The 12174-nt window shown below is 70.8% G+C and carries 9 protein-coding genes and 1 pseudogene; 7 read left to right on the forward strand and 3 right to left on the reverse strand.

Going from position 1 to position 12174, the window contains the following annotated elements; translation table 11 throughout:
- Positions 1–27: 27 nt before the first annotated feature.
- Positions 28–1599 carry an amidohydrolase gene (locus EAO70_RS20880; RefSeq protein ID WP_148004392.1) on the forward strand — a complete coding sequence of 524 codons (1572 nt, stop codon included), beginning with the start codon at positions 28–30 and terminating at the stop codon, positions 1597–1599.
- A gap of 92 nt (positions 1600–1691) precedes the next feature.
- Here the strand turns inward: EAO70_RS20880 and EAO70_RS20885 are convergent, their stop codons facing one another.
- Together EAO70_RS20885 and EAO70_RS20895 are read right to left on the reverse strand one after the other, a co-directional pair.
- Positions 1692–2636, reverse strand: a complete 945-nt coding sequence (locus tag EAO70_RS20885; protein ID WP_148004393.1) for a phosphatase PAP2 family protein — start codon at positions 2634–2636, stop codon at positions 1692–1694.
- A gap of 141 nt (positions 2637–2777) precedes the next feature.
- On the reverse strand, positions 2778–3809 hold the full coding sequence (locus EAO70_RS20895; protein ID WP_261992969.1) for a LacI family DNA-binding transcriptional regulator: 1032 nt from the start codon (positions 3807–3809) through the stop codon (positions 2778–2780).
- Between the two features lie 359 nt (positions 3810–4168).
- On the opposite strand from EAO70_RS20895, the gene EAO70_RS20900 reads away from it, so the two are divergent.
- From EAO70_RS20900 to EAO70_RS20925, 6 genes are all read left to right on the forward strand, one after another.
- Complete coding sequence (locus EAO70_RS20900) at positions 4169–5446, forward strand: extracellular solute-binding protein (RefSeq protein ID WP_148004394.1); 1278 nt, start codon at positions 4169–4171, stop codon at positions 5444–5446.
- 19 nt (positions 5447–5465) lie between these two features.
- Positions 5466–6479: a carbohydrate ABC transporter permease gene (locus tag EAO70_RS20905; RefSeq protein WP_148004395.1), complete on the forward strand. Its 1014-nt coding sequence runs from the start codon at positions 5466–5468 to the stop codon at positions 6477–6479.
- The gene (locus EAO70_RS20910) at positions 6473–7348 is read left to right on the forward strand and encodes a sugar ABC transporter permease (protein ID WP_148005270.1); all 876 of its coding nucleotides are present in this window, start codon (positions 6473–6475) and stop codon (positions 7346–7348) included. The genes EAO70_RS20905 and EAO70_RS20910 overlap by 7 nt, the downstream gene beginning before the upstream one ends.
- A gap of 62 nt (positions 7349–7410) precedes the next feature.
- Positions 7411–9090 carry a glycoside hydrolase family 13 protein gene (locus EAO70_RS20915; RefSeq protein ID WP_148004396.1) on the forward strand — a complete coding sequence of 560 codons (1680 nt, stop codon included), beginning with the start codon at positions 7411–7413 and terminating at the stop codon, positions 9088–9090.
- A complete protein-coding gene (locus tag EAO70_RS20920) occupies positions 9078–10163 on the forward strand; it encodes a LacI family DNA-binding transcriptional regulator (RefSeq protein ID WP_148004397.1) in 1086 nt (361 codons plus the stop codon). Before EAO70_RS20915 ends, EAO70_RS20920 begins: the two co-directional genes overlap by 13 nt.
- 122 nt (positions 10164–10285) lie before the next feature.
- Positions 10286–11989, forward strand: a complete 1704-nt coding sequence (locus tag EAO70_RS20925; protein WP_148004398.1) for a carbohydrate-binding module family 20 domain-containing protein — start codon at positions 10286–10288, stop codon at positions 11987–11989.
- On the opposite strand, the pseudogene EAO70_RS38060 reads toward EAO70_RS20925, so the two are convergent.
- Positions 11976–12174: pseudogene (locus EAO70_RS38060) on the reverse strand (hypothetical protein); the annotation flags it as partial. The gene EAO70_RS20925 and the pseudogene EAO70_RS38060 sit on opposite strands and share 14 nt — an antisense overlap.

Here is a 12174-nt window from a genome sequence, read left to right on the forward strand (position 1 = left end):
CCCGCACGCCGAAGGAGCCGACCCCTCGTGACCGCAGCCCCCGACCTCCTCCTCGTCGACGCCCGCGTCCGTACCCCCGAGCCGAGCGGCCACACGACCGTCGCCGTCCGCGACGGACTGATCACCGCCCTCGGCGACGACGCCGACGCCCGTGCCTGGCGCGGACCCGGCACTCAGGTCGTCGACCTCGCGGGCGCCACCCTCACCCCCGGCCTCACCGACGCCCACAGCCACCCCGTCTGGGGTCAGGAGATGTCCGACGGCACCGACCTCTCCGGCGTCACCGACCTCGACGGACTACGGGCCGCGCTCCGCACCGCCGAGCGCCGCGACGGCTGGGTCGTCGGCTTCGGCCTCGACCACAACGCCTTCGGCGGCCGCCCCGTCCACCGCGACCTCGTCCAGGACGTCCTCGACGGCGCCCCCGCCTTCCTCCGCCTCTACGACGGACACTCGGCGCTCGCCGACGCCGAGGCCCTCAGGGCCGCCGGCATCGACGGGCCCCGCGCCTTCGCCCAGCTCTCCGAGATCGTCTGCGACGCCGACGGCCGCCCCACCGGGCATCTGGTCGAGCACGCCGCCATGGACCTGATGACACCGGTCCTGCCCGCCCGCCCGTACGCCGAACGCCGCGACCGGCTCGTCGGACTGCTCCGCGAGATGGCCGCCACCGGACTCGCCTCCGCCCACGTCATGGACCTCGGCGGACCCGACGTGCCCGGGCTGCTCGCCGCCGTGGAGGAGGACGGCGACCTGCCGCTGCGCCTCCGGCTCGCCCCCTGGTGCATGCCGGGTGTCACGGCGGAGGAGCTGGACGGGCTCGTACGGCTCCAGGAGCGGGCCGGACGCCTGTGGGCCGTCGGCGGCGTGAAGTTCTTCATGGACGGCACCGTCGAGGGCGGCACCGCCTGGCTGGAGCACGCCGACTGCCACGGCCGGGGCACCGACGCCTTCTGGCCGGACCCCGCCGCGTACTCCGCCGCCGTACGGCACCTCCACCGGGCCGGGGTCGGCACCGCCACCCACGCCATCGGCGACGCGGCCGTCCGGCACGTCCTCGACACCGTGGAAGCGCTGGGCCCGGGCGGGCCCCGCCACCGGATCGAGCACATCGAGACGGTCCCCGACGACCAGCTGGGCCGGTTCGCCGCGCTCGGCGTCGTCGCCTCGATGCAACCCCCGCACACCGCGTACACCCGCGCCGACCACACCGACGAGTGGTCCCGGCGGCTCGGCGGGGAACGGGCGGCCCGCGCCTGGCGCTGCCGCGACCTGCGGGAGGCCGGCGCGCACCTCGCGCTCGGCTCCGACTGGCCGATCGCGCACCACGACGCCCGGCAGGTCCTCGCCACCGCCCGCGCCCCGCGCGGCGCGGCCTCTGCCCGGCACGGGCTGACGGGGCTGATGGCGCTGGAGGGGATGACCTCCCACGCGGCGTTCGCGGCGGGGGAGGAGCGGATCGCGGGCCGGATCACCCCGGGGTACCGGGCCGACCTCACCGCCTTCGCGGTGGACCCGGTGGAGGCCCCGGCGGACGAACTGGCGGACGCCCCGATCCGCCTCACCGTCGCGGGCGGCCGGATCACCCACCGAGACTGAACCGAGGCTGAACGGACTCGCCGCCTTCCGGAGCCGAGCCGATCCGCGTGGGCTCGCCACCGTCCGGAGCCGAGCCGAACGAAGCGGCCTCGCTACCGTCCGGAGCTGAGCGTGCGCTCGGTGCCCGCCTTCGCGGTCGGGTCGGCCGCATCCGCGCGCCGCTCCTCGCGGTCCGCCTCCCCCTCGGGGGGCGGGCCGCCGCGTGCCACCGCGCCGGACATCGGCTCGATCAGCTTGGGCAGGCGGTGCGGGCGGGAGCCGTACCAGAAGTAGGAGACGGCGAAGCCGAAGGCGAGGCAGATCATGCCGCCGACCGCGTCCAGCCAGAAGTGGTTGGCGGTGGCGACGATGACCACGAGGGTCGCCATCGGGTAGAGCAGGCCGAGGATCTTCGCCCACGGGGCCTTCGCCAGGAGGAAGATCGTCAGGCCGCACCAGAGGGACCAGCCGATGTGCATCGACGGCATCGCCGCGTACTGGTTGGACACGTGCTTGAGGTTGCCCGAGGCCATCGAGCCCCAGGTGTGGTGGACGAGGACCGTGTCGACGAAGTCCTGCCCGTTCATCAGCCGGGGCGGCGCGAGCGGGTACAGGTAGTAACCGACCAGGGCCACACCGGTGGTGGCGAACAGGACGGTCCGGAACGCCGCGTAACGGCCCGGGTGCCATCGGTACAGCCACACGAGCACACCGATGGTCACGATGAAGTGCAGCGTCGCGTAGTAGTAGTTCATCGACACGATCAGCCATGTCACCGAGTTCACGGCGTGGTTGACGGCGTGCTCGAAGGCCAGGCCGAGGGACTCCTCCGCCTGCCAGATCCAGTCGGCGTTCTTGAGCGCCTGGGCCTTCTGCTCGGGCACCGCGTTGCGGATGAGCGAGTACGTCCAGTAGCTCACCGCGATGAGCAGGATCTCGAACCAGATCGTGGGGCGCCTGGGCACGCGCGCACGGAGGCGCGCGAACCTGCCGTCGGCCACGGTGGGTGACGACGGGGTCGTCCGGTTGTCCAAACTCTTCACGGTCGTTTCACCCATAGGGAGAGAGTCTGCCAGATCCCTTCCCCCCGACCGATCATCCCTCCGACGGGTTCGGGGCGCACCCGGTCCCCCTCAGGAACGAGGCCGCGGGGAGGGTGCCGTAGGGGCTGCGCGGCAAGGGCGTCCCCTACGTCCTGCTCAACGGCTTCTCCCCCAAGGTGCAGGCGCCCTTCGTCTCCCCCGACGACCGGGCCGCGATGCGGCTCGCGGTGACGCACCTGGCGGCGCTGGGCCACACCCGCATCGGGCTCGCCGTCGGACCGCAGCCTGCCCCATCGCCTGGACGGGCTGCCGGATGGTGGTCAGCGGCGGATCGGTGAACGCTATGAGGGGGGAGTCGTCGAAGCCGACGACGGAGACGTCCCGGGGGACGTCGAGACCCTGCTGCCGTGCGGCACGGATCGCGCCGAGCGCCATCATGTCGCTCGCGCAGACCACCGCCGTGCAGCCGCGCGAGATCAGGGCCCCGGCCGCGGCCTGGCCCCCCTCCAGCGTGTACAGCGAGTGCTGGATGAGCGCCTCGGACTCCTCGGGGTCGAGGCCGAGCCGCTCCGCCATGCCCTGCTGGAAGCCCTCTATCTTGCGCAGCACCGGCACGAACCGCTTCGGTCCGACGGCGAGCCCGATGCGGGTGTGGCCCAGCGCCGCCAGGTGCGTCACCGCGAGCCGCATCGCGGCCCGGTCGTCGGGGGAGACGAAGGGCGCCTGCACCTTGGGGGAGAAGCCGTTGAGCAGGACGTAGGGGACGCCCTTGCCGCGCAGCTGGTCGTAGCGCGTCATGTCGGCGGTGGTGTCCGCGTGCAGCCCGGAGACGAAGATGATGCCGGCGACGCCCCGCTCGACCAGCATGTCGGTGAGCTCGTCCTCGGTGGACCCGCCGGGGGTCTGGGTGGCGAGCACCGGGGTGTATCCCTGCCGGGTCAGGGCCTGTCCGATGACCTGCGCGAGCGCGGGGAAGATCGGGTTGTCCAGCTCGGGGGTGATGAGGCCGACGAGGCCGGCGCTGCGCTGGCGCAGCCGGACGGGTCGCTCGTAGCCGAGCACGTCGAGCGCGGCAAGGACGGACTCGCGGGTGGTCCCGGCCACACCGGGCTTGCCGTTGAGCACGCGGCTGACTGTGGCCTCACTGACCCCCGCCTGGGCTGCGATGTCGGAGAGCCGCGCGGTCATGAGGATGGACTGTACCGGTCACGGGGCGTGTTGCACACCGCACGACCGGGATGGGCGTGATGCAAGCCACTCCGCAAGGTCTTGCAGTCCTTGCGGGGCGCGAGAGGTGCGCTCGGGGCGTGCGCGCGGCCCCGCACGGCGCGTAAGAGGCGTGTGGCGACTGCTGTCAAGCGATTCAACGGCAACCTTCGGGACACGTGGATGTAACGATCCCCGGTCCTTGCAGAAAGTTCCCGCAAGCTCTTTCGGCTCGTTTTCATCCCTGTTACGTTCCTGGCAACCCGGAGCGCCGCGAGGGAGCGGTCGCATGAGGAAGGTTCCAGCCCCTCGTCCCCCCGGGATCAGTTGAAGGAGTTCACATGCGGCGTGGCATAGCGGCCACCGCGCTGGTCGCGGCCCTGGGCGTGACCCTGGCGGCGTGCGGGAGTGACAGCGGTTCGGGCGACAGTGGCGCGAAGGGCTCGGGCGAGCTCTCCGGCACCGTCACCTGGTGGGACACCTCGACGGTCGGCTCCGAGGACAAGGTCTTCAAGAAGGTCGCCGAGGACTTCAAGAAGAAGCACCCGAAGGTCACCGTCAAGTACGTGAACGTGCCGTTCGGTGAGGCGCAGAACAAGTTCAAGAACGCCGCGCAGTCCGGCTCCGGCGCCCCCGACGTCATCCGCTCCGAGGTCGCCTGGACCCCGGAGTTCGCCGACCTCGGCTACCTGGCCCCGCTGGACGGCACCGCCGCCCTCAAGAACCAGGACGACTTCCTGGAGCAGGCCGCCGCCTCCACGAAGTACAACGGCAAGACCTACGCCGTCCCGCAGGTCATCGACTCCATGGGCATCTTCTACAACAAGAAGATCTTCAAGGAGGCCGGCGTCGAGGTCCCCAAGACCATCGACGAGCTGAAGACCGTCTCCGCCAAGATCAAGAAGAAGACCGGCAACCCCGGCCTCTACCTGCGCGGCGACGACGCCTACTGGTTCCTCTCCTTCCTCTACGGCGAGGGCGGCGACCTCGTCGACGCCGAGAAGAAGACCATCACCGTCGACAACGCGGCCGGCGTCAAGGGCTTCAAGGTCGTCAAGGACCTGGTGGACTCCGGTGCCGCCAAGACCGACGCCACCGACGGCTGGAACAACATGCAGACCGCCTTCAAGGAAGGCAAGGTCGCCATGATGATCAACGGCCCGTGGGCCGTCGCCGACACCTACGCCGGCAAGGAGTTCACCGACAAGGCGAACCTGGGCATCGCCCCGGTCCCCGCCGGCTCGGCCGGCCAGGGCGCCCCGCAGGGCGGCCACAACCTCGCCGTCTACGCGGGCTCCAAGAACCTCGCCGCCTCCTACGCCTTCGCCGAGTACATGACCTCGGCCGAGACCCAGGCCACGGTCGCCAAGGAGCTCAGCCTGCTCCCGACCCGCCAGTCCGTCTACATCAAGCCGGACGTCGCCACCAACGAGATGATCGGCTTCTTCAAGCCGGTCGTCGACAAGGCCGTCGAGCGCCCCTGGATCCCGGAGACCGGCAGCCTCTTCGCGCCCCTCGTCACCGAGTACACCAAGGTCCTCACCGGCCAGACCACCCCGGACGCGGGAGCCAAGGCGACGGGCGACGCCTACCGCAAGCTCCTGAAGGACTGGAAGTAACAGGAAGGCAGGCCGGCTGATGGCTGTGGACACCCCCAGCCAGTCGGTGGTGAAGGCCGCGGGCGACAGCGTCGCCCGCGGCCGGAGCCGCGGAACTGGCAAGCGCGGGAGCGGCGGCAAGCGCTCCCTCGCCACCCACTGGTACGCCTGGGCGATGATCGCCCCGGTGACGATCGTGATCGCGGTGATCATCGGCTATCCGCTGGTCCGCGGCATCTACCTGTCCCTGACGGACGCCAACGAGCGGAACGTCGCACGGTCGATCGGCGTCAACGAGATCCCGGCCACCTACGAGTTCGTCGGTCTGGACAACTACGCCGACGCCCTCACCGGCGGCCAGTTCCTCTCCACCCTGGGCTGGACGCTGCTCTGGACGGTCGCCTGCGTCTCCGTCACCTTCGCGCTCGGCCTCACCCTCGCCAACGTCCTCAACCGCAGGATCGCCGGCCGCTCCTTCTACCGGCTGCTGCTGATCCTGCCCTGGGCGGTGCCCGGCTTCGTCTCCGTCTTCGCCTGGCGCTTCCTCTACAACCAGGACAACGGCCTGCTCAACAAGATCCTCGCGGGCGGCGGCATCGACGCCGTCCCGTGGCTGAACGACCCCACCTGGGCCAAGTTCTCCGTCATCCTCGTCAACGTCTGGCTCGGCGTGCCGTTCATGATGGTCGCCCTCCTCGGCGGGCTCCAGTCCATCCCCGGCGAGCTGTACGAGGCCGCCGAGATGGACGGCGCCAACGCCTGGCAGCGCTTCCGGCACATCACCATGCCCGGACTCAGCTCGGTGTCGACGACGGTGATCCTGCTCTCCACCATCTGGACCTTCAACATGTTCCCGGTGATCTTCCTGCTCACCCGGGGCGGGCCCGGCGAGGCAACCCAGATCCTCGTCACCCAGGCCTACAAGTTCTCCTTCGAGGTCAGTCCGCGCGACTTCGCCCAGTCCTCCACCTGGGGCGTGCTCATCCTCGTCCTCCTGATGCTCTTCGCCGCGGTCTACCGGCGAGTCCTCCGCAAGCAGGGAGAAGTCTGGTGACGACCACGACCCCCACCCCCCGGGCCGCCGCCAACGCGCCGATCCGCGGCCGCCGTTCACCGCTGGCCTCGGTCGCCCTGCACGTCACCCTGATCACGGCGTCCGTGATCGCCGTCTTCCCCGTGCTGTGGGTCCTGCTGACCTCGCTCAAGCCGGCGAAGTACGCGATCACCACGGACTTCTTCAAGGAGACGACGCTCGAGAACTACACGAACCTGCTGAACGACACCCCGTTCCTCACCTGGTTCGGCAACTCGCTGCTCGTGGCCGGCCTCACCACGGTCATCGGCGTCTTCATCTCCGCCACCACGGGCTACGCCGTCAGCCGCTTCCGGTTCCCCGGCAAGCGCGGCCTGATGTGGACGCTGCTCATCACCCAGATGTTCCCGGTCGCCGTCCTGATCGTGCCGATCTACAACATCATGGCGTCGATGGGCCTGCTCAACCAGCCCGTCGGCCTGGTCATCACCTACCTGACCATCGCCGTCCCGTTCTGCGCGTGGATGATGAAGGGCTTCTTCGACACCATCCCGCGCGAGATCGACGAGTCCGGCTACGTCGACGGGCTCACCCCCTTCGGCACCTTCTGGCGGCTGATCCTGCCGCTCGCCAAGCCGGGCATCGCGGTCACCGCGTTCTACTCGTTCATCACCGCCTGGGGCGAGGTCGCCTACGCCTCCGCCTTCATGGTCGGCGACGAGAACCTCACGCTCGCCGGCGGACTCCAGAAGTTCGTCAACCAGTACGGCGCCCAGTGGGGCCCGATGGCGGCGGCCTCCGTGCTCATCGCCATCCCCGCGGCCCTGGTGTTCCTCTTCGCCCAGCGGCACCTGGTCACCGGCATGTCCGCCGGTGCCGTCAAGGGCTGACGGCCCTGCGCCCGCGTCCCGTACGCACCTCTGAACGCACCTCCTTACCTCCCAGGGAAGACATGACCCAGCATCTCGCCACCCCGGCCGACGCCCCGACCACCGGCACGCACACGGGCTGGTGGAGAGACGCGGTGATCTACCAGGTCTACCCGCGCAGCTTCGCCGACGGCAACGGCGACGGCATGGGCGACCTGGAGGGCATCCGCCGCCGGCTGCCCTACCTCAAGGAGCTCGGCGTCGACGCCGTCTGGCTCTCCCCCTTCTACGCCTCGCCGCAGGCCGACGCCGGCTACGACGTCGCCGACTACCGGGCCATCGACCCCATGTTCGGCTCGCTCCACGACGCCGACGCCGTGATCCGCGACGCCCACGCCCTGGGCCTGCGCATCATCGTCGACCTGGTCCCCAACCACTCCTCCGACCAGCACGAGTGGTTCCAGCGCGCCCTGCGCGAGGGCCCCGGCTCGGTCCTGCGCGAGCGCTACCACTTCCGCCCCGGCAAGGGCGAGAACGGCGAACTGCCCCCGAACGACTGGGAGTCCATCTTCGGCGGCCCCGCCTGGACCCGTACGGAGAACCCGGACGGCACCCCCGGCGACTGGTACCTCCACCTCTTCGCCCCGGAGCAGCCAGACTTCAACTGGGAACACCCCGCCGTCCGCGACGAGTTCCGCTCGATCCTGCGCTTCTGGCTCGACATGGGCGTCGACGGCTTCCGCGTCGACGTCGCCCACGGCCTCGTCAAGGCCGAGGGCCTGCCCGACCTCGGCGCCCACGACCAGCTGAAGCTGCTCGGCAACGACGTCATGCCCTTCTTCGACCAGGACGGCGTCCACGAGATCTACCGCTCCTGGCGCACGGTGCTCGCCGAGTACGACGGAGAGCGCGTCCTCGTCGCCGAGGCCTGGACCCCCACCGTGGACCGCACCGCGAACTACGTGCGCCCCGACGAGATGCACCAGGCCTTCAACTTCCAGTACCTGGGCACCCACTGGGACGCCGCCGAACTGCGCCGGGTCATCGACGACTCGCTCCAGGCGATGCGGCCGGTCGGCGCGCCCACCACCTGGGTGCTCTCCAACCACGACGTCACCCGGCACGCCACCCGCTTCGCCAACCCGGCCGGCCTCGGCACCCAGCTCCGCGAGCCCGGTGACCGCGAGCTCGGCCTGCGCCGGGCCCGCGCCGCGACCCTGCTGATGCTGGCGCTGCCCGGCTCGGCGTACGTCTACCAGGGCGAGGAGCTCGGCCTGCCCGACGTCACCGACCTGCCCGACGAGGTCCGCCAGGACCCGTCGTTCTGGCGGGCCTCCGGCCAGGACGGCTTCCGCGACGGCTGCCGGGTCCCGATCCCGTGGACCGTCGAGGGCGGCTCGTACGGCTTCGGCGCCGGCGGCTCCTGGCTCCCGCAGCCCGCCACCTGGGGCGCGCTGAGCGTCGAGGCGCAGACCGGCGACCCCGGCTCCACCCTGGAGCTGTACCGCAGCGCCCTCGCCGTCCGGCGGGCGCAGCCCGGACTCGGTGCGGGCGAGGCCGTCGAGTGGCTGGAGGCACCCGAGGGTGTGCTCTCCTTCCGCCGCGACGGCTTCGCCTGCATCGCCAACACCACCGGCCGGGCCATCTCCGTCCCGCTGCCCGGCCGGTTCCTTCTCGCGAACGAGGAGATCGAGATCGTCTCCGCCGACGGCCAGGACACCGCGGTCCTGCCCGCCGACACCACCGCCTGGTGGGCGGTGTGACGATCCCCCTGCCGCGGGGCGCCGGGAACGGCGCCCCGCGGCTCGCGGACATCGCGGCCCAGTCCGGGGTCAGCGAGGCCACCGTCAGCCGTGTCCTCAACGGCAAGGCGGGGGTGGCCGGCGCGACCCGGCACAAGGTCCTCGCGGCCCTCGACGTGCTCGGCTACGAGCGCCCCGTCCGGCTGAAACGCCGCAGCGCGGGCCTCGTCGGACTCGTCGTGCCCGAGCTGACCAACCCGATCTTCCCGGCGTTCGCGCAGGTCGTCGAGCAGGTCCTGGCCGGCCACGGCTACACCCCGGTGCTCTGCACCCAGATGCCCGGCGGCGCCACCGAGGACGAACTCGTCGAGCAGCTCGTGGAGCGCGGGGTGGCCGGCATCGTCTTCCTCTCCGGGCTGCACGCCGACGCCTCCGCCGACCCTGCGCGCTACGCCCGGCTGTCCGCCCGCGGTGTGCCGTACGTCCTCATCAACGGCTACAACGAGCACATCGACGCCAACTTCGTCTCCCCCGACGACCGGGCCGCGGCCCGGATGGCCGTCCGGCACCTGGTCGAACTCGGCCACGAGCGCATCGGCCTGGCCATCGGCCCCACCCGCTACGTCCCCTCGCGCCGCAAGGCCGAGGGCTTCACCGCCGAGCTGTACGAACTCCTCGGCGTCGAACGCGCCGACGCGGAACGCTTCATCAGACCCACGCTCTTCGGCGTCGAGGGCGGGCACGCGGCCGCCGACATCCTGCTCCGCGAGGGCTGCACCGGCATCGTCTGCGGCTCCGACCTGATGGCGCTCGGCGTGATCCGCGCCGTCCGCGCCCTGGGCCTCGACGTGCCCCGGGACGTCTCCGTCGTCGGCTTCGACGACTCGCCGCTCATCGCCTTCACCAGCCCCCCGCTGTCCACCGTGCGCCAGCCCGTCCAGGCCATGGCGACGGCCGCCGTCGGCGCGCTCCTGGAGGAAATCGAGGGGAACCCCGTGCAGCGCACGGAGTTCGTCTTCCAGCCGGAGCTGGTCGTCCGCGGCTCCACGGCGCAGCCGCCGGTCCCCGCCGGACTTCCGCAAGTCCTTACGTAACAACTTGCGTTGAGCTGTCCGGAGGGTTGACCGGGCGTCGGGGCACTCGTACGGTCACGGCTGAAAACAGTTGCTGAAGCTTTCGGCAACATCTTGCGACAGTGAAGTCAGCAGGAGGAATCATGGCCAGAAAGACCGTGGCCGCTGCACTCGCCCTCGTGGCGGGAGCTGCCGCTGTGGCCGTCACGGGAAACGCCCCGGCGCAGGCCGCCCCGCCCGGCGAGAAGGACGTCACCGCGGTGATGTTCGAATGGAACTTCGCCTCCATCGCCCGCGAGTGCACCGACCGCCTCGGCCCCGCAGGATACGGCTACGTCCAGGTCTCCCCGCCCCAGGAACACCTCCAGGGCGGCCAGTGGTGGACCTCGTACCAGCCCGTCAGCTACAAGATCGCCGGACGCCTCGGCGACCGCACCGCCTTCAAGAACATGATCGACACCTGCCACGCGGCCGGCGTCAAGGTCGTCGCCGACTCCGTCATCAACCACATGGCGAACGGCTCCGGTACGGGAACGGGCGGGACCCCGTTCTCCAAGTACGACTACCCGGGCCTGTACTCCGGCGCCGACATGGACGACTGCCGCGCCGAGATCTCCACCTACCAGGACCGGGGCAACGTCCAGAACTGCGAACTGGTCAAACTCCCCGACCTCGACACCGGCGAGGACTACGTCCGCGGGAAGATAGCCGGCTACCTCAACGACCTGCTCTCCCTCGGTGTCGACGGCTTCCGCATCGACGCCGCCAAGCACATGCCGGCCGCCGACCTCGCCACCATCAAGTCCCGGCTCACCAAGCCCGGCGCGTACTGGAAGCTGGAGGCCATCCACGGCGCCGGCGAGGCCGTCTCCCCGAGCGAGTACCTCGGCAGCGGCGACGTCCAGGAGTTCCGCTACGCCCGCGACCTCAAGCGCGTCCTGCAGAACGAGAAGCTCGCCCACCTCAAGAACTTCGGCGAGGCCTGGGGCTACATGTCCTCCGGCCAGTCCGGCGTCTTCGTCGACAACCACGACACCGAGCGCGGCGGCGACACCCTCTCCTACAAGGACGGCGCGAACTACACCCTCGCCTCCGTCTTCATGCTCGCCTGGCCCTACGGCTCCCCGGACGTCCACTCCGGCTACGAGTGGACCGACAAGGACGCCGGACCGCCCAACGGCGGCCAGGTGAACGCCTGCTACACCGACGGCTGGAAGTGCCAGCACGCCTGGCGCGAGATCTCCTCCATGGTCGCCTTCCGCAACACCGCCCGCGGCCAGGCCGTCACGAACTGGTGGGACAACGGCAACAACGCGATCGCGTTCGGCCGCGGCACCAAGGCGTACGTCGCCCTCAACCACGAGACCTCGGCGCTCACCCGCACCTTCCAGACCTCGCTGCCCGCCGGCACCTACTGCGACGTCCAGTCGAACACCCCCGTCACGGTGAACGGATCCGGCCAGTTCACCGCCACCCTCGGCGCCAACACCGCCCTGGCCCTGCACGTGAACGCCCGGAGCTGCGGCGCCGGCCCCACCACCCCGCCCGACGGCCAGGGCGCCTCCTTCGGCGTCAACGCCACCACCGTCCCCGGCCAGAACATCTACGTCACCGGCAACCGCGCCGAACTCGGCACCTGGTCCCCGGCCGCCGCCCTCAAGCTCGACCCGGCCGCCTACCCCGTCTGGAAGCTGACCGTCGACCTGCCCGCCGGAACGTCCTTCGAGTACAAGTACCTCCGCAAGGACGCCGCCGGAAACGTCACCTGGGAGTCCGGCGCCAACCGCACCGCGACCGTCCCCGCCTCCGGCCGGATCACGCTGAACGACACCTTCCGAGGCCCTTGATGTAGTCGAGGCGCTCCGTGAGGCCCCTGAGGTCGCCGCCCTGGTAGAAGCCCTTGTCGGTGGGGTCGAAGCCGGTCTGTGTCCGGCTGCCGGTGAGGCCGCCGCGGTCGTTGGCGGTGTCGCCGTTGGCGAAGCGGTCGGGCAGGACGAAGTAGAACTGCTCGCGGGTGAGGTCCGGGCGGGAC

Source organism: Streptomyces sp. adm13(2018), assembly GCF_008042145.1.
Lineage (GTDB): Bacteria > Actinomycetota > Actinomycetes > Streptomycetales > Streptomycetaceae > Streptomyces.